Annotated in this window: 26 protein-coding genes; 9 read left to right on the forward strand and 17 right to left on the reverse strand. The window is 71.5% G+C overall.

What is annotated here, in order from left to right; genetic code table 11:
- Positions 1–14: 14 nt before the first annotated feature.
- A complete protein-coding gene (gene mshB / locus ACGWYL_RS01715; protein ID WP_179423369.1) occupies positions 15–920 on the reverse strand; it encodes an N-acetyl-1-D-myo-inositol-2-amino-2-deoxy-alpha-D-glucopyranoside deacetylase in 906 nt (301 codons plus the stop codon).
- 52 nt (positions 921–972) lie between these two features.
- Between mshB and ACGWYL_RS01720 the strand changes: the two genes are divergently transcribed.
- The gene (locus ACGWYL_RS01720) at positions 973–3054 is read left to right on the forward strand and encodes a prolyl oligopeptidase family serine peptidase (protein ID WP_395486258.1); all 2082 of its coding nucleotides are present in this window, start codon (positions 973–975) and stop codon (positions 3052–3054) included.
- Here ACGWYL_RS01720 and ACGWYL_RS01725 read toward each other — a convergent pair.
- Positions 3017–4036 (reverse strand): alpha/beta hydrolase, encoded by a 1020-nt coding sequence (locus ACGWYL_RS01725; protein ID WP_395486259.1) that lies wholly within the window; start codon positions 4034–4036, stop codon positions 3017–3019. The two genes, ACGWYL_RS01720 and ACGWYL_RS01725, sit on opposite strands and share 38 nt — an antisense overlap.
- Positions 4037–4266: 230 nt before the next feature.
- Between ACGWYL_RS01725 and ACGWYL_RS01730 the strand changes: the two genes are divergently transcribed.
- Entirely contained in the window at positions 4267–4920 is a 654-nt protein-coding gene (locus tag ACGWYL_RS01730) for a TetR/AcrR family transcriptional regulator (RefSeq protein WP_179423363.1), read from the forward strand.
- Positions 4921–4923: 3 nt separating this feature from the next.
- Here ACGWYL_RS01730 and ACGWYL_RS01735 read toward each other — a convergent pair whose 3' ends face one another.
- The 3 genes from ACGWYL_RS01735 to ACGWYL_RS01745 all read right to left on the reverse strand — a co-directional run bounded on the left by ACGWYL_RS01735 (position 4924) and on the right by ACGWYL_RS01745 (position 6906).
- Positions 4924–5196, reverse strand: a complete 273-nt coding sequence (locus ACGWYL_RS01735) for a hypothetical protein (protein ID WP_395486260.1) — start codon at positions 5194–5196, stop codon at positions 4924–4926.
- A complete protein-coding gene (locus tag ACGWYL_RS01740) occupies positions 5189–6079 on the reverse strand; it encodes a bile acid:sodium symporter family protein (RefSeq protein WP_179423359.1) in 891 nt (296 codons plus the stop codon). The genes ACGWYL_RS01735 and ACGWYL_RS01740 overlap by 8 nt, the downstream gene beginning before the upstream one ends.
- Before the next feature lie 65 nt (positions 6080–6144).
- Positions 6145–6906: a phosphotransferase gene (locus ACGWYL_RS01745; RefSeq protein ID WP_269303230.1), complete on the reverse strand. Its 762-nt coding sequence runs from the start codon at positions 6904–6906 to the stop codon at positions 6145–6147.
- Positions 6907–6915: 9 nt separating this feature from the next.
- On the opposite strand from ACGWYL_RS01745, the gene ACGWYL_RS01750 reads away from it, so the two are divergent.
- Positions 6916–8130 (forward strand): YibE/F family protein, encoded by a 1215-nt coding sequence (locus ACGWYL_RS01750; RefSeq protein ID WP_179423354.1) that lies wholly within the window; start codon positions 6916–6918, stop codon positions 8128–8130.
- Here ACGWYL_RS01750 and ACGWYL_RS01755 read toward each other — a convergent pair.
- The 4 genes from ACGWYL_RS01755 to ACGWYL_RS01770 are packed head-to-tail and all read right to left on the reverse strand — an operon-like array spanning position 8108 to position 9715.
- On the reverse strand, positions 8108–8977 hold the full coding sequence (locus tag ACGWYL_RS01755) for a RimK family alpha-L-glutamate ligase (protein WP_395486261.1): 870 nt from the start codon (positions 8975–8977) through the stop codon (positions 8108–8110). The two genes, ACGWYL_RS01750 and ACGWYL_RS01755, sit on opposite strands and share 23 nt — an antisense overlap.
- The gene (locus ACGWYL_RS01760) at positions 8978–9187 is read right to left on the reverse strand and encodes a DUF4287 domain-containing protein (protein ID WP_179423350.1); all 210 of its coding nucleotides are present in this window, start codon (positions 9185–9187) and stop codon (positions 8978–8980) included.
- A gap of 13 nt (positions 9188–9200) precedes the next feature.
- A complete protein-coding gene (locus ACGWYL_RS01765) occupies positions 9201–9404 on the reverse strand; it encodes a hypothetical protein (RefSeq protein WP_395486262.1) in 204 nt (67 codons plus the stop codon).
- A complete protein-coding gene (locus tag ACGWYL_RS01770; protein WP_317628218.1) occupies positions 9401–9715 on the reverse strand; it encodes a YchJ family metal-binding protein in 315 nt (104 codons plus the stop codon). The genes ACGWYL_RS01765 and ACGWYL_RS01770 overlap by 4 nt, the downstream gene beginning before the upstream one ends.
- Positions 9716–9745: 30 nt before the next feature.
- On the opposite strand from ACGWYL_RS01770, the gene ACGWYL_RS01775 reads away from it, so the two are divergent.
- A complete protein-coding gene (locus ACGWYL_RS01775) occupies positions 9746–10081 on the forward strand; it encodes a YnfA family protein (RefSeq protein WP_179423347.1) in 336 nt (111 codons plus the stop codon).
- A 79-nt stretch (positions 10082–10160) separates the two neighbouring features.
- Here ACGWYL_RS01775 and ACGWYL_RS01780 read toward each other — a convergent pair whose 3' ends face one another.
- The gene (locus ACGWYL_RS01780) at positions 10161–10760 is read right to left on the reverse strand and encodes a TetR/AcrR family transcriptional regulator (RefSeq protein ID WP_395486263.1); all 600 of its coding nucleotides are present in this window, start codon (positions 10758–10760) and stop codon (positions 10161–10163) included.
- 80 nt (positions 10761–10840) lie between these two features.
- On the opposite strand from ACGWYL_RS01780, the gene ACGWYL_RS01785 reads away from it, so the two are divergent.
- The gene (locus ACGWYL_RS01785; RefSeq protein ID WP_395486264.1) at positions 10841–12331 is read left to right on the forward strand and encodes a carotenoid oxygenase family protein; all 1491 of its coding nucleotides are present in this window, start codon (positions 10841–10843) and stop codon (positions 12329–12331) included.
- A gap of 2 nt (positions 12332–12333) precedes the next feature.
- Here the strand turns inward: ACGWYL_RS01785 and ACGWYL_RS01790 are convergent, their stop codons facing one another.
- Positions 12334–12693, reverse strand: coding sequence for an SdpI family protein (locus ACGWYL_RS01790; protein ID WP_395486265.1), 360 nt, complete (start codon positions 12691–12693; stop codon positions 12334–12336).
- Between the two features lie 108 nt (positions 12694–12801).
- On the opposite strand from ACGWYL_RS01790, the gene ACGWYL_RS01795 reads away from it, so the two are divergent.
- Complete coding sequence (locus ACGWYL_RS01795) at positions 12802–13311, forward strand: flavin reductase family protein (RefSeq protein ID WP_395486266.1); 510 nt, start codon at positions 12802–12804, stop codon at positions 13309–13311.
- A 1-nt stretch (position 13312) separates the two neighbouring features.
- Here the strand turns inward: ACGWYL_RS01795 and ACGWYL_RS01800 are convergent, their stop codons facing one another.
- On the reverse strand, positions 13313–13705 hold the full coding sequence (locus ACGWYL_RS01800; RefSeq protein ID WP_395486267.1) for an SRPBCC family protein: 393 nt from the start codon (positions 13703–13705) through the stop codon (positions 13313–13315).
- A gap of 70 nt (positions 13706–13775) precedes the next feature.
- Here ACGWYL_RS01800 and ACGWYL_RS01805 point away from each other — a divergent pair, with 70 nt between their 5' ends.
- On the forward strand, positions 13776–14123 hold the full coding sequence (locus ACGWYL_RS01805; RefSeq protein ID WP_395486268.1) for a hypothetical protein: 348 nt from the start codon (positions 13776–13778) through the stop codon (positions 14121–14123).
- Positions 14124–14127: 4 nt separating this feature from the next.
- Positions 14128–14550 carry a hypothetical protein gene (locus ACGWYL_RS01810; protein ID WP_218845716.1) on the forward strand — a complete coding sequence of 141 codons (423 nt, stop codon included), beginning with the start codon at positions 14128–14130 and terminating at the stop codon, positions 14548–14550.
- Positions 14551–14669: 119 nt separating this feature from the next.
- Here the strand turns inward: ACGWYL_RS01810 and ACGWYL_RS01815 are convergent, their stop codons facing one another.
- The 3 genes from ACGWYL_RS01815 to ACGWYL_RS01825 all read right to left on the reverse strand — a co-directional run bounded on the left by ACGWYL_RS01815 (position 14670) and on the right by ACGWYL_RS01825 (position 15938).
- The gene (locus tag ACGWYL_RS01815; RefSeq protein WP_395486269.1) at positions 14670–15011 is read right to left on the reverse strand and encodes a hypothetical protein; all 342 of its coding nucleotides are present in this window, start codon (positions 15009–15011) and stop codon (positions 14670–14672) included.
- A 14-nt stretch (positions 15012–15025) separates the two neighbouring features.
- Positions 15026–15424 (reverse strand): hypothetical protein, encoded by a 399-nt coding sequence (locus tag ACGWYL_RS01820; protein ID WP_395486270.1) that lies wholly within the window; start codon positions 15422–15424, stop codon positions 15026–15028.
- Positions 15425–15521: 97 nt separating this feature from the next.
- A complete protein-coding gene (locus ACGWYL_RS01825; protein ID WP_395486271.1) occupies positions 15522–15938 on the reverse strand; it encodes a DUF1761 domain-containing protein in 417 nt (138 codons plus the stop codon).
- A 98-nt stretch (positions 15939–16036) separates the two neighbouring features.
- On the opposite strand from ACGWYL_RS01825, the gene ACGWYL_RS01830 reads away from it, so the two are divergent.
- Positions 16037–16996 carry a helix-turn-helix transcriptional regulator gene (locus ACGWYL_RS01830; RefSeq protein ID WP_395486272.1) on the forward strand — a complete coding sequence of 320 codons (960 nt, stop codon included), beginning with the start codon at positions 16037–16039 and terminating at the stop codon, positions 16994–16996.
- Between the two features lie 48 nt (positions 16997–17044).
- On the opposite strand, the gene bsh is transcribed toward ACGWYL_RS01830, so the two are convergent.
- Positions 17045–17992, reverse strand: coding sequence for a choloylglycine hydrolase (bsh, locus tag ACGWYL_RS01835; protein WP_395486273.1), 948 nt, complete (start codon positions 17990–17992; stop codon positions 17045–17047).
- Between the two features lie 470 nt (positions 17993–18462).
- Positions 18463–20082 carry an ABC-F family ATP-binding cassette domain-containing protein gene (locus ACGWYL_RS01840; RefSeq protein ID WP_395486274.1) on the reverse strand — a complete coding sequence of 540 codons (1620 nt, stop codon included), beginning with the start codon at positions 20080–20082 and terminating at the stop codon, positions 18463–18465.
- Positions 20083–20138 lie beyond the last annotated feature (56 nt).

Below are 20138 nucleotides of genomic sequence, written 5' to 3' on the forward strand. Positions count from 1 at the left end.
CCAAGCAGCCCGACTCAGCGCAGGCCGGCGAACAGGTCGTCCTCGAAGCCGGACTCCCCCACGGGTCCGCGCCGACCCTTCGCGAGGCGGTAGTACTCGGTGCCCCACGTGATCGCCGCGAGGTCCATCCCCATCGCGAAGAACTCGCCGTCGGGGGTGATCTGGGTGGCGTGGGCGCGCATCGCGTCGAGCTTGGCCTGCACGTGCTCGGGCGTCGACGAGACGGCCGTGCTGAGGTCCTCGTCCTCGGAGAACATCGGCGGCAGGTTCTCGAGGTCGAACTGGAACGGCATCTCCTGGCCGGCCTCGGCCATCATCGCCGCGCCCTCGCGCAGCCGCGAGGCGGACTCGGCGGTCCAGTAGATCTTCGGCACGTCCCACGCGGGACCGAGGTCGCGCCGGTGCGACTCGACGGCGGCCAGCGCGGCCGCGTAGGTCGAGACCCGGTGGGCCTGGATGTGGTCGGGGTGGCCGTAGTTGCCGAACTCGTCGTAGGTCACGAGCACCTGCGGGCGGACCTCGCGGATGATCGCGACGAGGTGGTTCGCGGCCTCGAGCAGGTCGGCCCGCCAGAACGCCCGCGGGTCGATCTCGTCCATCGCGGCGGCGTTGCCGTTCTCGTCCCAGACCATGCCGGAGTCGCGGTAGGCGCCGTCGCCGCCGAGCCGGCGGAAGTCGGTGACGCCCAGGTGGGCCATCGCGTCGGTGAGCTCGGTGAGCCGCTGGGGGCCGAGGCGGTCCTCGTGCTCGGCCGCGAGGTGTGCCAGCTCGGGGACCAGCACCTCTCCGTGCTCGCCCAGCGTGCAGTTGACGAGCGTGACCTGAGCCCCCTCGGCGACGTACTTCGCCATGGTGAGTCCCGATTGGATCGACTCGTCGTCGGGGTGGGCGTGCACGAGGAGCAGTCGGCGGTCGGACATGGGTCCCAATGTAGGGGCCGACGGTGACAGACCGCCCTGACAGGATGGGGGCATGACGGAGTCCTACCCCCGGCTGGCCGCACGCACCCTGCGCTTCACGCTCGGCGTCCCCCGCAACCTGACCGTCTCCCCCGACGGCGGCACGGTGCGCTTCATCCGCACCGCCAACGGCGTCTCCCGCTCGGGCGGGCTGTGGGAGTACGACGTCGCCACGGGCGAGGAGTCGCTGCTGGTCGACCCGGTCGCCGTGCTCGGCGGGGCCGACGAGGACCTCTCACCCGAGGAGCGCGCGCGCCGCGAGCGCAGCCGCGAGGGCGCCGGCGGCCTCGTGTCCTACGACGTCGACCAGACCGGCCGCTGGGCCTGCTTCGCGCTCTCGGGACGCCTCTTCGCCGTGCACCTGGGCGCCGACGCCGTGCGCGAGCTGCCCGCCGAGGGCGCCGTGATCGACCCGCGACTCGATCCCACCGGCCGCCACGTCGCCTACGCGAACTCCGCCGGCGAGCTGCGCGTGGTCGACGTGGCCGGCCGCGAGGACCGCGCGCTGGTCACGCCCGACACGCCCACCCGGGTGTGGGGCCGTGCCGAGTTCACCGCCGCCGAGGAGATGGACCGCCACCGCGGCTTCTGGTGGGCGCCGGACGGCCGCTCGCTGCTGGTCGAGCGCTACGACGACGTCGACGTCGAGGTGTGGCACGTCGCCGACCCCGCGCACCCCGACCGCCCCGCGGTCGAGCAGCGCTACCCGGCCGCGGGCACCGCGAACAGCGTGGTCACGCTGTGGCACGTGCCGCTCGAGGGCGGCGAGCCGGTCGAGATCGCGTGGGACCACGACGCCTTCGAGTACCTCGCCCGGGTCGACTGGTCGGAGGGCTCGGACCCGCTCCTGCAGGTGCTCAGCCGCGACCAGCACCGCAGCCTCGTGCTCGAGGCCGACCCGGCCACCGGCGCCACCCGCACCCTGCGCGAGCTCTCCGACGACGCGTGGGTCGAGCTGTCGGCCGGTCCGCGCCGCGACCCGCAGGGCCGCCTCGTCACGGTCGAGGACGTCGACAGCCGCCGTCGCGTGTGCGTGGACGGCACCCCCGTCAGCGGCGACGCCTGGCAGGTGCGCTCGATCGTCGAGGTCGACGAGGACGGCGTGCTCGCCACCGCGTCCGACGAGCCCACCGAGGTCCACCTCGTGCGGTTCGCCGCCGGCCGCAACGCCGAGGTCCTCACCGAGGGCGCAGCCGTCCACGGCGCGGTGGTCGGCGGCGGCACCACCGTCGTCGTCCGCACGGACCTCGACTCCACCGCCAGCACGTTCACGGTCCGCCGCGGCAATGCCACCGGCTCGCTCCGCGTGCTGTCCGAGCCCGCGCCGATCTCACCGTCCGTCGAGCTGGTGCGCCTGGGCGAGCGCGAGCTGCGTGCCGCGGTGCTCTTCCCGCGTGACCACGTGCCCGGCTCGACGCGGCTCCCGCTGCTGCTCGACCCGTACGGCGGCCCGGGCGCCCAGCGCGTGCTGGCATCGGGCCGGATGTTCCTCAAGTCGCAGTGGATGGCCGACCAGGGCTTCTGCGTCGTCGTGTCCGACGGCCGCGGCACGCCCGGTCGTGGCTCGGAGTGGGACCGCGCGATCCACCACCGGTTCGCCGAGGTCACGCTGCAGGACCAGGTCGACACGGTCGCCGCGATCGCCGAGCGCTATCCCGACGACGTCGACACCGGCCGCGTCGGCATCACGGGCTGGTCGTACGGCGGCTACCTCGCCGCGCTCGCGGTGCTGCAGCGCCCCGACGTGTTCCACGCGGCCGTCGCCGGAGCGCCCGTCACGGAGTGGCGCCTCTACGACACCTGCTACACCGAGCGCTACCTCGGCCACCCCGACGAGGTGCCCGAGGTCTACGACGCCAACTCACTGCTGCCGCTGGCCCCGAGGCTCGAGCGACCGCTCATGCTCATCCACGGGCTCGCGGACGACAACGTGGTCGCCGCGCACACGCTGCGGCTCTCCTCGGCACTCCTGGCGGCGGGACGCCCCCACACGGTCCTGCCGCTGTCGGGGGTCACGCACATGACGCCTCAGGAGGAGGTCGCCGAGAACCTCGAGCTCATACAGATGGAGTTCCTGCGGCAGCAGCTGGCTTGACCAGTCGCAGCCGGCGACCGCCCAGTCCGGCGACCGGGCGGTTGATCGGCACGACGTCGCCGTGACCGCGCGGGGCCTCGACGAGCGAGGCCATCGCCTTGCCGAACTCCTCGGTGGCCTGGTCGGCCGCCTCGAGGCGTCCGGCCTGGAGGTGGAACGACTGCCACATGTCGGGGTACTCGCGGGCGATGACGCGGGGGCTCTCGGTGCGCAGCGTCACCTTCTGCAGGAACGCCTCGGCGTCGGTGCGGAGCGGGTCGAGGCCGCTGTAGTGGACCACGATCGGCGGGAGGCCGTCGAAGTCGCCGTGCAGCGGCGAGACGCTCGGGTCGAGCGGGTCGGCGCCGCCGAGGTAGGTGCGCGCCCAGCGGGTGGCCAGCGCGGGGGTGAACCACGGGTCCGAGGCCGAGGGGCGGGCCCGCTCGATGTCGGCGTTGAGGTCGAGCCAGGGGCTGATCATGCCGATCGCGGCCGGCATCGGCAGGCCGAGGTCGCGGATCTCCAGTGCCATCGACAGGGCGAGGCCGGCACCGGCGTCGTCGCCGGCCAGCACCACGGTGCTCGGGTCGACGCCGTAGGACGGGAGCGCGCGGTACAGCGCGATCAGGGAGTCGAGCGCCGCCGGGTAGGGGCTCTCGGGGGCCAGCGGGTACTCGGGCAGCAGGACGTCCATGCCCGCGTGCATCGCGACATGGGCGGCGAAGGCGCGGTAGGCGCGCGAGCTGCCGACGACGTGGCCGCCGCCGTGCAGGTAGATCATCGTGGCGCGGCCGGTGGCCGGGCCGGTGTTCTCGACGGTGACGAACTGCACGGGCAGTCCGGCGATCACGTCGAAGTCGTAGATCGCGCCCTCGGGGGCGCGGGCAGCTCCGGCCATCGAGTCGGCCATGGTGCGCTTGGCGCCCAGGCTCACGCGGGTGGAGTGCATCACGGACCGGGCCATCAACAGCCGGGTCCGGACGAGCGGCTTCGGAACGCTCATATCTTCTCCTTCGCGAAGGCCGGGGCAGCATCCCGACCTAAGTAAGTAGGTATTGACTTCAAGAGAGTGACGCCAGATTAGGGCCGCCATGACGCGATCTGCAATCGAATTCGTCGAAATGGTGACTTGCGTAACTTTTGGTCGCACATCCAGTCACATGAGTCACACAAACCCCATAAGTTTCAAGGCTTCTGCCCCATGTTGCCGTGGTGTGTCCTACCGTCTCTTCCGTGACCGGAGAACGCACACCCAAGCGGCGGATGTCCGCGGAGCGTCGACGGGCCCAGATCATCGAGTCGGCCCGTCGCGTCTTCGCGGAGAGCGGCTATGCCGCCACGCGCACCCGCGAGATCGCCGCCGAGGCCGGTGTCAACGAGGCGATGCTGTACCGGCACTTCCCGTCCAAGGAGGAGCTCTTCGAGGCCTCCGTGCTCGAGTCGATCGACGCGGCGATGGTCCGCGCCACCGAGAACGCCCACGGCATCAGCCGCGACCTGGCCGGCTCCGCGAGCGACGTCGAGGACGGCATCCGCAGGTTCTTCACCGACCTCGCCGACCTCGCGGTCGACCTCGGCCCGCTCATCGGCGCGACCGGCTTCGGGCCGAACTCCCCCGTGCGCACCAAGCTCATCGAGCGCCTCGACGCGCTCTTCGAGGTGGCCACCGCGATCACGGTCAACGGCATCCCCGACCTCATGCGCGACGAGATCGACGTCCGCCTGGGGCTGGAGGAGGTCTTCGGCGCGCTCTGGTTCTCGGCCGAGATGGCGCGCTGGACGGGCCGGACGTTCGACCGCGAGACCGTCCTCGACCAGATGATGGTGACCGTCTTCCACGGCATCATCGAGCTGCCCGAGGACGACGACGCCACGCAGACCGCCTGAGCCTCAGGCGCGCTTGAGCCGCTTCGGCGCCTCCGGCAGCGGCGGCGGGACCGATGCGGGTCCCTCCGACGCCTCGACGAGCCAGCCCCCGGCCTCCTCGGCGCGCTGCGCGAGTCCCGGGAGGGACGCATCGACCTCGACCAGCCACGCGGCGTCGTCGAAGTCGTCCTCGCCGGCGAACTCGTCGCGGTGGAGGCGACACGGGACGTCCTGCGCCCCCAGGGAGGCGACGAACGCGATCGCGTCGTCGCGCTCGTCGAAGTGCACGTCAGCCATGGTGCGACGGTAGCGCCCGCGCCTTCGACCTCGGCAGGATCCACCGGGTGAGGACCAGACCCCACAGCGCCGCCAGCACGAACATCACCAGGCCGTAGACCGCGGCGGGCACCGAGAGCTCGACGCTGTCGAGCACCTCGACGGCGACGTAGATCGCGAGCGTGGCGTTGTGGACGCCGATCTCGAACGAGCAGGCCACGGCCTGCCGGTCGGTGACGCCCGCCCACGAGGGCACGACGAACCCGATGACCAGGCTGGCGATGCAGAAGATCGTGACCGCGAGGCCCACCGAGGCGGCGTAGTCGCCCACGTTCGATCGCTGGTCCACGACGATGCCGGCGATGATGACGAACAGCAGCACCGCCGAGCCGATCCGGACGGGCTTGTCCATCGCGTCGGCGAAGTCGGGCCGCTTGGCGCGGACCAGCATGCCCAGGCCGACGGGCACCAGGACCACGGCGAAGACCTCGATGACCTTCCCGTACTGCAGCGAGACCTCGTCGCCGAGGTCGAAGTAGGCCATCGCGAGGTTGGTGACGATCGGCAGCGAGATGATCGCGACCACCGAGTTGATCGCGGTGAGCGTGATGTTCAGCGCGACGTCGCCGCGGAACAGGTGGCTGAAGAGGTTCGCGGTGCTGCCGCCGGGCGACGCGGCCAGCAGCATCATGCCGACGGCCAGCAGCGGCGGGAGGTCGAGGGCGAGCACCAGCCCGAAGCACACCACCGGCAGCAGCACGAGCTGGCACAGCAGCGCGATCGCGACCGCCTTGGGCGACTTGCGCACCCGCGCGAAGTCCGCGACGGTCAGCGACAGCCCCAGCCCGAACATGATGACCCCGAGGGCGACCGGCAGTCCCACGGTCGACAGCATCGAATCCATGGCCGACACCCTACGTGACACGTGTCACATTCCGGGGCGGTCCGACGAGGTCGGTCCCGGAGGCCTCAGAGCGCGGCGCGGATCTCGGGCAGACGGGCCTCGAAGGCCGCCAGCCGGTCGCGCGTGCGCTGCGGCTCGCCCTTGCGCGCGAGGTTCAGCATGCCGGGGTCGCCGCGCTCGATGCCCGCCGCGATCCGCTCGGTGGCGGTGGTCATGCGGGCCACCACGGCGTCGAGCAGCGCCATCGGCCCCCACTCGGCGTACGCGTCGACGACCAGGTCGAGCCGGCGCACGACGTCCTCGAGCGGGATCTCGCGGTACAGCGGGATCGCGGTCCAGCACAGGAACGCGAGATCGTCGATCCGCTCCCCCGGGCCGGCGAGGTCCCAGTCGATCATCGCGACGAAGTGCCCGCTCTGGATGATCCAGTTGTAGGCGCCCGGGTCGTTGTGGCAGATGATCTGGTCGCCGGTGAGCTCGACCTCGCCCGCCTGACGCCACACGCGCGGGCCCTCAGGACGGAAGTCCTCGACGATGTCGTGGAAGTCGCGCAGCCAGCCCACGGCCTCGACCAGCACGGAGTCCAGGACGACCTCGTCGTCGACCGGCACGCCGCGGCCCTCGACGTACGAGACGATCTCGCGGCCGTCGTCGTCGAGCCCGGAGACGTGCGGGATGCCGCCCAGGCCCTCGTTCTCCAGCCAGTGCAGCAGCTCGTGGACGGCGGGGGTCCAGGCACCGGTCGGGCGGCGGACCGTGCGGCCCACCCGCCAGACACCGCCGGATCCACCGGGGAGGTGTTCGGGGATCTCTTCGCCTTCTGACACGCTGGCATCGTGACACACCACCACGCGATCCAGCCTCCCGAGGGACCGCCGCGACCCCGCCTCGCGTGGTCGCTGACCGCCGTCGTCCTCGTCGTCGCGCTCGTCGCGTTCGGCGCGGTCGCGGCGCTGTGGCCCGACAAGGCCGACGTCCCGCAGGGCGCGGATCCCTACGGCTCGGTCGCGATCCTGGACGCCACCGTCACCGAGGTGAACCCCTTCGACTGCGGCAGCACCGGCACCGGGCCCGACAACATCCCGATGGTCGAGGGCTCGTGCGCGAACGTCACGGCCGAGACCGAGCGCGGCTCGTCCGCGGTGTTCACGCTCGATCCCACGCGCTACGTCGGCGGGGCCGTCGAGGTCGGCGACAGCATCCGCGTCATCGAGGTCCAGCCCGAGGGCCAGCCGGCCTCCTACGAGTTCTACGACCACCAGCGCGGTCCGCAGCTGCTGATCCTCGCCGTCGTCTTCGCGATCCTCGTCGCCGTGGTGGGTCGCTGGCGCGGCCTGTTCGCGCTGCTGGGCATCGGGATCACGCTGCTCGTGCTGCTGCGCTTCGTCCTGCCCGCCCTGCTGGCCGACCAGCCACCGATCGCGGTAGCGGTGGCGGGTTCGACCGTGATCATGCTCGCCGTGCTCTACCTCGCGCACGGCGTCTCGATCCGCACCACCGCCGCCCTGTTCGGCACCCTGTTCGGCATCGCCTTCACGGCGCTGGTGGGGGCGATGTCCACCGACTGGGCGCACCTGACGGGCGTGGGCTCCGAGGACGACCACCTGCTGCTGGCCACCGCGCCCGCGATGAGTCTCGCGGGAGTCGTGGCGGCGTCGATGGTGATCGCCGGCCTCGGCGTGCTGAACGACGTCACCGTGACCCAGGCCAGCGCGGTCTGGGAGATGCGCGCCCTCAAGCCCACCGCGGGCCGCGCCGAGCTGTTCGGCTCCGCGATGCGGATCGGCCGCGACCACATCGCGTCGAGCGTCTACACCTTGGTGTTCGCCTACGCGGGCACGGCGATGACGACGCTGCTGCTGATCTCGGCCTACCAGCGGCCCCTGCTGGAGGTCGCCGTCACCGAGGGCATTGCCCAGGAGATCGTGCGCACGCTCGTCGGCGCGATCGGGCTCGTGCTGGCGGTGCCGATCACGACCGCGATCGCGGTGTGGCTGGCCCCCGAGAAGCTGCGTCCCGAGGACGTCGTCACCGGGTCGCGCGCGCTCTGACGGCGTCCGCGAGGCGCTCGGCCGCTCCCTCGGCGAGGTCGAGGTAGAGGCACGGCTCGACGGCCTCGATCTCCATGACGACCGGACCCGACGGGCCGGGCACCATGTCGACGCGCACGTAGAGCGGCACGCCGAAGCGGGTGGCCAGCTCGCCGTGGGCGGCGTGCGCGAGGTCGAGGAACTCCGGGGACGCCTCGCCCGACGTGACGAGGTCCTCGTCGTGCATGATCGCGGCCTCGGAGGCCGGGTCGTCGGGATCGAGCAGCTCGGGCGTGCCCTGCTCGCGCAGGACCGGCTTCTTGTGCAGGACGTGCGAGACCTCGCCGTCGAGGAAGACGACCGCGGTCTCGCCCGCGGCGTCGACGCCCTCGACGTAGGGCTGCACCATCGCGACGCGACCCGAGGCGTTGATCTGCGCGATCAGGTCGCGGGCCTCGTCGTGGTGGTCGGGGTCGAACCTGCCGGTGTCGCGGCCGCCGGCGGAGACCGTGGGCTTGACGACGACCTCGCCGCGCAGCTGGGGCGTCTCGGCACCGGGCACGACGTACGCCGTGGGGACCGTGGGCACGCCGAGCGCGCCGAGGTAGGCCTTGTCGGAGTTGAAGGCGATGAGGTCGGGCGCGTTGGAGACCCGCTCGCCCAGCGACCGCACCCAGGCCACGAACGCCTCGCGCTGGATCGTGTAGTCCCACGCCGAGCGGATCACGACGTGGTCGTACACCGACCAGTCGACCGCGGGGTCGTTCCAGACGACGAAGTCCGCGTCGAGCAGGCGCGCGGCCGCGTGGTCGTCCTCGAATCCCTCGGCGAGCTTGGCGCAGGTGGCGAAGGCGATGCGCTGGGCCATTCAGAGTCCCTTCCGCTGGCGGAACACCGCGACGAGCGCGTTGGCGTGTCCGTGGCCGAAGCCGTGCTGGTCCTTGAGGAACGCGACCTGCTCCATGTGCTTCGCGGTCGCGACCGACTCCAGCTCGCTCATCCAGTGCTCGATCGGCTCGCCGTACTTCTTCTCGATCGCCGGGAAGTACGAGGCGGGGCCCTTCACGCTCTCCGTCATGGTGCGAGCGTAGTCAGTCGCCCGGACGGAAGCGCAGGCCTCGGTCGGACAGCGCCTCGCGGAGCAGCCGCACGGCCTTGGGTCCCACGCCGTGCAGCGCGAGGACCTCCGCCTCGGAGCGCTCGGAGACCTGCGCGAGCGTCGTGATGCCGGCGGCGTGGAGCGCATGGGTCGCCGGCCTGCCGATCGAGGTCGGGAGGTCTCCCGCGGCGCTCACCGCACGTCCCCGTCCACGTAGAGCCAGCGTCCGTCCTCGCGGACGAAGCGCGACCGCTCGTGCAGGATGCCCAGCTCGCCGTCGACGAGGTACGTGGCGCGGAACTCCACCACGCCCGTCGTGTCGCCGGGCCCGCCGGCCTGCGTGTCGACGATCTGCAAGCCGCGCCAGCGCGGGTTGTCCGCGAGATCGAGGTCGTCCGGGCGGGTCGAGGGGTGCCATGTCGCGAGCAGCCAGTCGCGGTCGCCGCGCCGGAACGCGTCGAACCGCGAGCGCATCAGCGCCTCGGCCGTCTGGGGCTGGTCGGTCACGGCTCCAGCCTGACACGGCATGATCGCGCCATGGACGTCCTGCGCTCGATCGCCCTGTTCGCCGTGGCCGCCGTCGCCGAGATCGGCGGCGCGTGGCTGATCTGGCAGGGCGTGCGCGAGCACCGCGGCGTGATGTGGATGGGACTGGGCGTCGTGGCACTCGGCCTCTACGGGTTCGTGGCCACGCTGCAGCCCGACGCGAGCTTCGGGCGCATCCTCGCGGCGTACGGCGGCGTGTTCGTGGCCGGCTCGCTGGCCTGGGGCATGCTCCTGGACGGCTTCCGCCCCGACCGCTGGGACGTCGCCGGCGCCGCCATCTGCCTCGTCGGCGTCGCCGTCATCATGTACGCCCCCCGCAGCGCCTGAGGCCGGCCTCCGGCGGGACGAACGATGATGACTTTCGCCCCGCTCCGGTCCCCGAATGCCTCATCGTTCGTGGGTGCGCTCAGTCCGAGAGCGCCTCGAGGAGGTTGCCCATGAGCCGCCACAGCACGTGGTGCTCCGGATCCCTCACCACCTGGTCCATCCCCGCGAGCTCCAGCATCATGTAGCCGTGGAGCGCGCTCCACCACTGTGCCGCCACGGCCTTCGGGTCGTCGCGACGGAGCCTCCCGGCGTCCATGGCCCGCTCCACCAGCGTCACCAGCTGCCGGAAGGCCGCGTAGGCCACATCGGGGTCAGGTCCCTGGCCACCCAGACCACGCACACTGATCGCTCCGAACATCACGGCGTAGAGGTGGGGGTTCTGGAGGGCGTTCTCGCGGTACGCGGCCGCGGTGGCCAACAGGTCGGCCGCCGGGTCGTCCGTCCTCTCGACGGCGTCCACCCGGTCGATGAGGCGACGGAATCCCTCGGTCGCGACGGCGTCGACGACCTTGCCCATGCTGCCGAAGTGCGTGTAGACGGCCATCGTGGAGGTGCCGGCACCCGTGGCGAGCCGGCGGGCGGACAGCGCCGACGGGCCCTGCTCGTCGAGGATGCGCGCCGCCTCCTCCAGCAGTCTGCGACGGGCGTCCGGCGTGTCGGCGGTGGTCTCCGAGCTCATGCTGGACACCCTGCCATAACGGCGTTATGGTCGAGCGATAACAGCGTTATGCGGCTCGGGCGCATGTCTGAGGAGACGCCATGACCCACACCATCGACCCCATCACCAGCTCGACGAACCGGTACCTGCGCGACAACTTCGCGCCCGTTCGCGAGGAGCTCACGGCGACCGACCTGGCCGTCACCGGGCGACTGCCCGCCCACCTCGACGGCCGCTACCTGCGCATCGGCCCGAATCCGCTCGACGACCCCGGCGACCAGCACCACTGGTTCCTCGGCGAGGGCATGGTGCACGGCGTCCGGCTGCGCGACGGACAGGCCCAGTGGTACCGGAACCGCTGGGTGCGCTCGGCCGATGTCGCCGACGCCCTCGGCGAGCCCGTGCGCGGCACGCCCGGCGAGCTCGACTTCGCCGCCAACACCAACGTCCTGCAGCACGCCGGGCGCACGCTCGCCCTCGTCGAGGCGGGCGCGCCGCCCTACGAGCTGACCCACGAGCTCGACACGGTGGGCCCGTGCGACTTCGGCGGCACCCTGCCGAGCCTGCCCGGTCGGCCCGGCTACGCGGCGCATCCCCATCGCGACCCCGACACCGGGGAGCTGCACGCCCTGTCCTACAGCTGGATGCGCGGCAACAAGGTGGCCTACTCGGTGCTCGGCAACGACGGCCGGATCCGGCGCAGCGTCGACATCGAGGTGCACGGCAGCCCGATGATGCACGACTTCGCCCTCACCGAACGGCACGTCGTGATCCTCGACCTGCCCGTCACGTTCGACATCGCGATGGCCACCGCCGACGTGCCGCGCCTCATCAGGCCACTCGTCCGCGGAGTCCTCAACCGGGTGATCGGGCGCAATCCGCTGCCGGAGCCGGTGATCGCCCGGATCGCGCGCGGCGGGAGCGACGAGCCCTCACTCCCCTACCGGTGGAACCGCGACTACCCCGCCCGGATCGGGATCCTGCCGCGCGACGCCGATGGTGACGCCGTGCGGTGGTTCGAGATCGACCCCTGCTACGTCTTCCACACGCTGAACGCCTACGACGACGGCGACTCCGTCGTGGTGGACGTGGTGCGGCACCCGCGGATGTTCGACACGGTCCTCAACGGGCCGGACGAGGGCCCTGCGGTGCTGACCCGGTTCACCCTCGACCTGCGCACCGGCCGGGCCCACGAGAGCGGCTTGGACCAGCGGTCGCAGGAGTTCCCTCGGCACGACGAGCGGCTCACGGGACGACGGCACCGGTACGGCTGGGCCGTGGGCTTCGAGGACGGCGTCCCGGGCGACACCGTCCTGCGGCACGACCTCGCCACCGGCACCACCGACGCGCGCCGGCTGGGCTCCGGGATGGAGGCGAGCGAGTTCTGCTTCGTGCCCGACCCCGACGGCACGGCCGAGGACGACGGCGTGCTGATGGGCTACGTCCACGACCGCGCCGAGGGTCGGAGCCAGCTGCGCCTGCTCGACGCCGCGACGCTCGAGGACGTCGCGACGGTGCACCTTCCCGGCCGCGTGCCCGCGGGCTTCCACGGCAACTGGGCACCGGAAGGGACGGACCTCGCCGACGTGTGACCTCAGTCGTCGAGCGCCCGCGCGGCGCGCCCGCCGACGACGGCGCCGTGGATCACCAGCACGAGCATCGCGGCAGCGCCGAGCATGACGGTGACGAACATGGCGGTCTCGGAGACCGGCGTGAGCATCACGACGGCGACCAGGAGCGATGCGGCTCCGGCTGCCTGCGTGGGGCGCTCGGCGCGCTGGTGGGCGGCGAGCCAGGCCTCGTCGCTGACCATCGTGCTGGGCGTGCGGATCCCGGCGAGCGCGTTGCGACGGAGGCGGCCCGAGGCCGCGGCGCGCGCCATCCACAGCAGCAGCACTCCCGTACCCGCCATGACGACGAACAGCACGAGGCGCGCGATCAGCAGCTCGGTCACCCGTCCACCGTAGGGGACGCAGAATGATGCCTTTCGCCCCGCCGGGGTACCCGAATGCCTCATCGTTCGTCCGCTGCGGAGCACGCCCGGCGGACGTAGGGTGCTGGCGTGAGCGACGAGGCCTTCGAGTCCCTGATGACGTCCGTCGACCCGCCCCTGGTGGTGGTGACGACCGCGGCGGAGGACGAGCGCGCGGGCTGCCTCGTCGGCTTCCACTCCCAGTCCAGCATCGACAGCGGGCACTACAGCCTGTGGCTGTCGAAGGCGAACCACACGTACCGCACGGGTCTGCGCGCCACGCACTTCGCGGTGCACTTCCTCACCGACCAGGACCACGCGCTCGCCGAGCGGTTCGGCACCGCGTGCAGCGCCGAGACCGACAAGTTCGCCGACCTCGAGGTCGACACCGACCAGCACGGCACGCCGCTGCTGCGCGACCTCCCGAACCGGCTGCTGCTCGAGCGGATCGCGGTGCTCGACGACGGCGGCGACCACGTCTGCCTGGCCACGCGCGTGCTCTCGGCCCACAGCGGCGGGCCGTTCACGCCGTTGCGCGTCTCGGACGCGGACGACCTCGAGCCCGGACACCCGGCCGAGGCGCGCGCCGTCTCGCCCTGAGTCAGCCCTCGAGCAGGCCGGCCAGCGTGTCGAGGTCGGCCGCCACCTGGCGGCAGTCGCGGTCGAAGTCCTCGTCCGAGAGGTCCAGCTGGCGCACGGTCATGAGGATCTCGGCGCCCTCCGGGTGCGCGAGCACGCGGAACGGATTGGTGACGACGTCGCCGTTCGGCAGGGTGACGTCGTGGTCGAGGACGCCAAGGTCGTTGCGCGGGACGAAGCGCACCGACACCTCTCCCATCGGCGACTGCATCCGCAGGACGTCGCCCTGCACTTCGATGTCCTCGGCCTGCGCCAGCCCCGCCGCCCAGCGCGGCAGGTGCGCGGGATCCACGGCGAAGTCGTAGACCTCCTCGGGCGATGCGGCGATGACGCGGCTGACGTGACGGGACTCCATGGGTGGCAGCATGCCACCGGTCACCGTCGAAAACAGCCCCGGCGAGCGCCGCGAGGCCTAGCCTTGCGCCATGGAGAGCCTCGCGGAGTGGTGGATCATCCTGGGCTGGGCGCTCGCAGCCTTCATCGCCCCGGCCATCGCCGCACTCGCGGGCCTGCTGAGACCGAGTCGTCGACTCCGGAGGGTCACGGAGGCCGTCGCACTCGTCACCTGGCTCCTGTGGCTCGTCCAGTTCGTGGTGTGGGCCAATGCCCACGACATGCCGATCCCCGGCGAGACCGTCCCGAACGAGCTCTTCCCGATTCACGAGGCGCTCGCGCACGCGAGCGCGGCCGGATGCGTCATCTTGCTCCCGCTTGCCGTGGCCGTGGTCGCGACCGGTCGCCCCGCCCGACAGCACGTGCGAGTCGAGGGCTGAGCCCGTGGGCAACCGGAGCGTCGCCGAGAAGATGGGCGTGAAGCCCGGCTGGACGGCCCACTTCGTGCACGCGCCCGACGGCGTGCCGGAGTCCATGGGGCTCCCCGACCTGAGGATGGTGCCGTTGCGCGGCGAGATCGACTACCTCCACCTCTTCGTCGTCACGCAGGACCAGATGCGAGCCGAGTTCCCCCGCCTCGTGCCGCACGTCGCGCCGCAGGGCAAGCTCTGGCTCTCGTGGCCGAAGGGACGCGGTCTGGGCTCCGACCTGACCCTTCCGAAGGTCATCGAGATCGGCTACGACTGCGGCCTCGTGGAGAGCACCTGCCTGTCCGTCGACCCCACGTGGAGCGGGCTGCGGTTCACCCGCCCGAAGGAGGGCACGCGGTACCGCAACAGCTTCGGCACCCTGCCGGGCCAGCGCTGACCTCCGTCCGCGTCCACGCCTCCGGCGCGCGAGATGTGTAGCGGTCTCCACCCCTTTCCGGAGGATGGGGCCGAAGAACGGTGGCGAACGCTACACATCTGGCGCCGCGGAGCGGTGGGTCAGGTCCACAGCTCCCGCAGGGCCACGGCCGCCAGCGCCACGTCGATGCCGACGCCGAGCAGCCACCACGGGGTGAAGGTCACGAGCAGCAGCGCGAGCGAGATCAGCGACGCCGCCAACAGCACACCCGGCCACCAGGGCGCACCCGCGAGGAACGCGATGCCCGCGACGACGAACACCGCTGCCGCCGCCAGGGCCACGACCGTCGTCGACGAGCCGAGCTCGCCCAGCAGCCACGAGTGCCGCACGTCGAAGGGCACGTCGTCCGAGGCGGGCGCCAGCCAGATCGCGGCGTGCACCAGACCGTGGGCGATGAGAAAGGCACCGAACAGCCAGCTCATGGGATCTCCTCCTCCTAGGGGCTCATCACGTGGGAGTCCACCCAGCGCTCCAGCGCCGGGACGAGCAGCAGGGCGGCGATCCCCGCCAGCATGAGCACGTGGACGAAGGCGTTCCACAGCCACGTGCCGGTGGGCTCACCACCGCGGGCGGCGGCCACGGCGTAGGTGAGGAGGGCGACGAGCCCGATGGCCGACGACGTCAGTGCCGCCGTCTCCCACCAGGGGTGGCGGGCGAACAGCCCGTAGGTCGCCAAGCAGAATCCCGCGATCGTCACGAGACAGAGAAGCCGCGTGACCCACCACAGCGCCCCGGAGGTCGCGACGCCGCGCCCGGCGAACGCCGGCGTCAGCCACAGCCACGTACTGCCGGCGAGCAGGAGTGCGATGCCGCCCATGCTCCGGATCGTCCACATGGCCCTCGCCTCCTACCCCTCGATCGTCCCGCCGTAACGCTGGCGCGCACAGGGCCGAAGGGCACGAGGTGACCCCGCCCTTCGACCCCTTCGCACGTCATCCGACGGCGACGAGGAGCACCGAGGCGAGCACGCTCGTGCCCACGAAGTAGGGCGCGTTCACGAGGCCGTAGAGCAGCGGTCGCGGGACGTTGGGATTGATCGCGATCTGGAAGGCCATCGCGGTCAGGTAGCCCACGCCGACGACGAGGCCGAAGACCACCGCATCGCCCGTCGTGGTGACACCGAGAGCCTCGAGCAGCACCGCGGTCGCGAGCAGGGTGACGAGCTGGCACACGACCGGCCCCACCGCGGACACGGCGCTCACCGGAGGCGTCGACTCCCCCGCCCGCCCGAGGGCGAGTGCATAGGGGCGGGGCACGACGACGGCGAACCACACGCCCGCCAGCACGATCGAGGCGACGGCGGCGATGCCGAACGCCAGCCAGCTGATGTCACCCAGGACGTTGAACATGGAGACCCTCATTTCCGGCGGCCACGGTGGCCGCTCTCGTGGCAGCCTCCCGAGCATTGCGGTCAGCATCTGTCCGTTACTTGCGCCAGAATCGAGACGTGACGACGACCTCGGGACGGCTGCTCGCCCTGCTCTCGCTCCTGCAGACCCGCCGCGACTGGACGGGCGAGGTGCTCGCGTCGCGTCTCGACGTCAGCCCCCGCACCGTGCGCCGCGACGTCGAGCGGCTGCGCGAGCTCGGCTACCGGATCGAGGCCTTCACGGGGCCGGCAGGCGGCTATCGTCTCGACGCCGGAGCGGACCTTCCGCCCCTGCTCCTCGACGACGACCAGGCACTGGCCCTGGCCCTCTCACTGCAGGTCTCCACCACCACCGGCCTCGGGCTCGACGACCGGATCGGCGAGGCGGCACTGCGGGCGCTCACCGTTCTGCGCCAGGTCATGCCGTCACGACTGCGGCACCGCCTGGACGCGTTGCCCGTCGACGTGGTCGAGGCGCGATCGGGCCCGGCCGTCGACCGCGACGTCCTCCTCGCGATCGGCGCCGCCGTCCATGCGCGCGAGGTCCTGCGGTTCGACCACGCCGGCGTTCGGCGCCGCGTCGAGCCCCATCACCTCGTCCACCGGCACGGCCGCTGGTACCTCGTCGGCTGGGACCTCGACCGCGCGGACTGGCGCGTCTTCCGCGCCGACCGGATCAGCCCGCGCGTCCCGAATGGACCGCGGTTCGTCCCGCGCGACCTGCCGGGCGGCGACCCTGCGGCCTTCGTCACCTCCCGGTTCCGGGGGTCCGTGGACAGCGACTGGCCGTGCCGCGGAGCGGCGGTGGTGCACCTGCCGATCGACCGGGTGCGCCCCTTCGTCCGCGACGGTCACGCCGAGACGGTCGCGGACGACCGCACTCGCGTCGTGGAGGGCTCGTGGTCGTGGCCGGCGCTCGCGGCCTCGCTCCTGCGCTTCGACGCCGAGATCGAGGCCGTGGAGCCGCTTGAGCTCGCCCAGGCCTTCCGCCTCCTCGGCAGCCGCGCCGAGACAGCGGGACGAGCGCCACACCGCTAGAGCCAGCCCCCGGTGATCGCCGAGCCGCGACCCGGGTGCGATCAGCGGTCAGACGACGACGAGCTCCTTGCCGGCCGGATCGTGGTCCGCCAGCGCGACGCTCTGGACAGCGGGGTCGTCGTAGGTGCTCCAGTAGTACGTCGTGGTCCGCGCCGAGAAGAGCCCGGTGTAGATGGTCGTCTCGAACTCACCGGAGCCCATGGCCGCGCTCCCGTCGACCATGGCGACCTGCTGGAGCGTGTGGAACGCGCGGCTCACGTTCTCCTCCTCCGTCGACTTCTGCGGGTAGTGCGCGTTCACGTAGGCCGCGCGCACGAACCGGGACGGCGAGTAGTAGTCCCCGGGAATCCCTCGCATGTGCGACCCGGAGCCGAACGGCGCGAGGCGCGCTCGGCCGACCTCGGTCTCTTCGGGGAACTCCGGGCCGACGTTGAGGTAGTTGCGCAGGTTCTCGTGGTGCCAGCCGAAGCCCGGCTGGTTCGCCAGGACGTCAACGTCGTCGTCGAAGACCTGCACCCCCTCGTCCGTGGCCTCCACCACGATGGCGCGTGTGGCGTCGCCGATGATCCAGTGCAGCAGCGAGCTCGGGTACCGATCGTTGATGGGCTTGTCCACGATGACCAGACTCCGCAGCGCCGCCTCGACCTCGTCGACGCTGGAGAACTGGGACGTCACCCAGAGTGGGAACTCGTACGCAGCGACGTTGGTCGCGCCCTCGACCGGCTCCTGCGCGTAGCGCGCGTAGCCCGGGAAGTTGAGTCCGGCCACCGCCAGACCCGCGTCGTTGCCGCAGTCGAAGTAGAGGGGCGTGCCCTCCTCCACGATCGCCATCCCGATGACGGCGTGCCGGATGCTCGGCACCGCCCCGAAGGGCGAGGGCACCTCGACACCGGTGGGCGTCACCACCACCCGCTCGCCGTAGCCCTGCGTCCAGTCGAGATTGCGGGCCAGGTACAGATGGCCGCTCCCGTCGGAGAATCTGATGCTCGTGCACATGGTGCCGCCCCCCGCCGGGAGTGGCCGCGTGGCCGTGCATCGCAGTCGCCGCCGGCTTCCATCGTCCGGTCGCCGAGGTCGGATCCACCCGGCGTGCTGTCCTTCTCAGGATGGACCCGTCGGGAAGTACCCGCGATTCGTCGCGGATCTTGAGATGGTTGGGCCCCTACCCGGGCCTCAGCGCCAGAACATCGCGAACGATCACCCTGGCGCCGCGCGGACGTCTATCGTTCGCGCAAGAACTAGCGCCCGACGCTCAGCGCGGCCTGCCATGCTGCTTTCTCTCGTTCGACTCCAAGAAGCCACGGATGACTGACCACACGATGGGCCGTCTGGAGTTCGGGTCCCTGCGCGATGCGTGGAGGGGCGAGGCGTCTGACTTCACTCCGCTGCTGGCTGAGCGGTTGGACGTACGTGGCCCTCTGGGAGTGAGGGTGCGCGTGGGCAGCGGTTCCGGACGGTCCAGTGTCTCAGCGGTCGCGCTGCACGCGTCCCTCGTCCCACACGGGCTCCGAGCTCTCGCGCACCACGCCGTCGGCCCCGAAGACCAGGAATCGGTCGAAGGTCTTGGCGAACCAACGGTCGTGAGTCACGGCCAGGACGGTGCCCTCGTACGACTCGAGCGCGGCCTGCAACGCCTCGGCCGACTCCAGGTCGAGGTTGTCGGTGGGCTCGTCGAGCAGCAGCGACGTCGCTCCGCCGAGCTCGAGGCGCAGGATCTGCACCCGTGCCTTCTGCCCTCCCGAGAGCCGTTCGTACGTGGTCTCGGCCTGCTGCTCCAGCTCGTAGCGCCGCAGTAACGACATCGCCGGCCCGCGCTGCAGGGCATGTTCGGCCCACAGGATGTCCAGCAGCGTGCGGCCTTCGAGCTCGGGGTAGGCGTGGGTCTGTGCGAAGTGTCCCGGCACGACCCGCGCGCCGAGCTTCCAAGCACCCGAGTGGTCGACCGGCTGGCCCGCCAGCAGGCGCAGGAAGTGCGACTTGCCGGAGCCGTTCGAGCCGAGCACGGCCACTCGCTCGCCCTGGAACACCTCGAGGTCGAACGGCGCCGTCAAACCCGTCAACTCCAGCTTCTCGACGGTGATCGCACGCACGCCGGTGCGGCCGCCCTTGAGGCGCATCGTGATGTCCTGCTCGCGCGGCGGCTCGGGGGGCGGCCCGATCTCCTCGAACTTCCTCAGCCGGGTCTGCGCCGCGGCGTACCGCGACGCCATCGCATGACTGACGGCGGCGGCCTGCTGCAGGCTCACCACCAGCTTCTTCAACCGCGCGTGCTGCTCGTCCCAGCGCTTGCGCAGCTCCTCGAACCGCGCGAACCGCTGCATGCGGGCCTCGTGAAACGACGCGAAGCCGCCGCCGTGCACCCACACGTCCGCTCCGGCCGGCGACGGCTCGACCGACAGGATCTTGTCAGCGGCCTCCGACAGCAGCTCGCGGTCGTGCGAGACCAGCAGCACGGTCTTGCGGGTCTCGCGCAGCTGCTGCTCCAGCCGGCGCTTGGAGGGCACGTCGAGGTAGTTGTCGGGCTCGTCGAGAAGCAGCACCTCGGCCGGTCCGCGCAGCAACGCCTCCAGCACGACCCGCTTCTGCTCACCGCCCGACAGCGTCACGGCCTCACGGTCCATGACGGAGTAGTACGAGGCACCGAGCGCCTCGATCGTGCACATGTCCCAGGTGTTCTCGTAGTCGTAGCCGCCGGCCTCGGCCCAGTCCGAGAGCGCTTGGGCGTAGGCCATCTGCGTGGCCTCGTCGTCGTTCGAGGCCAGCGCGGCCTCGGCGGCATCGACCGCTCGCGCGGCGTCGCGGATCCGGTCAGGCGCCACGCTCACCAGCAGGTCACGCACCGACGAGCCGTCCCGAACCGTCCCGACGAACTGCGGCATCACTGCCAGGCCGCCGGAGACGTTCACGGTGCCCGAGTCGGGCGTCAGGGAGCCGTCGATCAGCCGGAGCAGCGTCGACTTGCCGGCCCCGTTCGGGCCGACCAGCGCCACGACGGAACCCTCCCCCACCCGGAACGACACGTCACCGAGCAGCAACCGCCCGTCCGGCAGGACGTACTCCAGGTGTGCGACGTCGACGTGACCCATGACAGAAGCCTGTCAGGGTGAGGCCACCCCTCAGCCCAGGGGTCCGCGCGCAACAG

This window comes from Aeromicrobium sp. JJY06 (genome assembly GCF_044069275.1).
GTDB classification, from domain to species: domain Bacteria; phylum Actinomycetota; class Actinomycetes; order Propionibacteriales; family Nocardioidaceae; genus Aeromicrobium; species Aeromicrobium tamlense.

What these genes read in the sequence shown, in the direction of transcription:
- bsh (WP_395486273.1), bottom strand. Translation starts at nt 17,992, where the DNA reads ATGTGCACGAGCATCAGATTCTCCGACGGGAGCGGCCATCTGTACCTG.
- ACGWYL_RS01840 (WP_395486274.1), bottom strand. Translation starts at nt 20,082, where the DNA reads ATGGGTCACGTCGACGTCGCACACCTGGAGTACGTCCTGCCGGACGGG.
- ACGWYL_RS01735 (WP_395486260.1), bottom strand. Translation starts at nt 5,196, where the DNA reads ATGGCTGACGTGCACTTCGACGAGCGCGACGACGCGATCGCGTTCGTC.
- ACGWYL_RS01815 (WP_395486269.1), bottom strand. Translation starts at nt 15,011, where the DNA reads ATGAGCTGGCTGTTCGGTGCCTTTCTCATCGCCCACGGTCTGGTGCAC.
- ACGWYL_RS01780 (WP_395486263.1), bottom strand. Translation starts at nt 10,760, where the DNA reads ATGAGCTCGGAGACCACCGCCGACACGCCGGACGCCCGTCGCAGACTG.
- ACGWYL_RS01740 (WP_179423359.1), bottom strand. Translation starts at nt 6,079, where the DNA reads ATGGATTCGATGCTGTCGACCGTGGGACTGCCGGTCGCCCTCGGGGTC.
- ACGWYL_RS01785 (WP_395486264.1), top strand. Translation starts at nt 10,841, where the DNA reads ATGACCCACACCATCGACCCCATCACCAGCTCGACGAACCGGTACCTG.
- ACGWYL_RS01725 (WP_395486259.1), bottom strand. Translation starts at nt 4,036, where the DNA reads ATGAGCGTTCCGAAGCCGCTCGTCCGGACCCGGCTGTTGATGGCCCGG.
- ACGWYL_RS01760 (WP_179423350.1), bottom strand. Translation starts at nt 9,187, where the DNA reads ATGACGGAGAGCGTGAAGGGCCCCGCCTCGTACTTCCCGGCGATCGAG.
- ACGWYL_RS01805 (WP_395486268.1), top strand. Translation starts at nt 13,776, where the DNA reads ATGGAGAGCCTCGCGGAGTGGTGGATCATCCTGGGCTGGGCGCTCGCA.
- ACGWYL_RS01755 (WP_395486261.1), bottom strand. Translation starts at nt 8,977, where the DNA reads ATGGCCCAGCGCATCGCCTTCGCCACCTGCGCCAAGCTCGCCGAGGGA.
- mshB (WP_179423369.1), bottom strand. Translation starts at nt 920, where the DNA reads ATGTCCGACCGCCGACTGCTCCTCGTGCACGCCCACCCCGACGACGAG.
- ACGWYL_RS01800 (WP_395486267.1), bottom strand. Translation starts at nt 13,705, where the DNA reads ATGGAGTCCCGTCACGTCAGCCGCGTCATCGCCGCATCGCCCGAGGAG.
- ACGWYL_RS01775 (WP_179423347.1), top strand. Translation starts at nt 9,746, where the DNA reads ATGGACGTCCTGCGCTCGATCGCCCTGTTCGCCGTGGCCGCCGTCGCC.
- ACGWYL_RS01820 (WP_395486270.1), bottom strand. Translation starts at nt 15,424, where the DNA reads ATGTGGACGATCCGGAGCATGGGCGGCATCGCACTCCTGCTCGCCGGC.
- ACGWYL_RS01825 (WP_395486271.1), bottom strand. Translation starts at nt 15,938, where the DNA reads ATGTTCAACGTCCTGGGTGACATCAGCTGGCTGGCGTTCGGCATCGCC.
- ACGWYL_RS01720 (WP_395486258.1), top strand. Translation starts at nt 973, where the DNA reads ATGACGGAGTCCTACCCCCGGCTGGCCGCACGCACCCTGCGCTTCACG.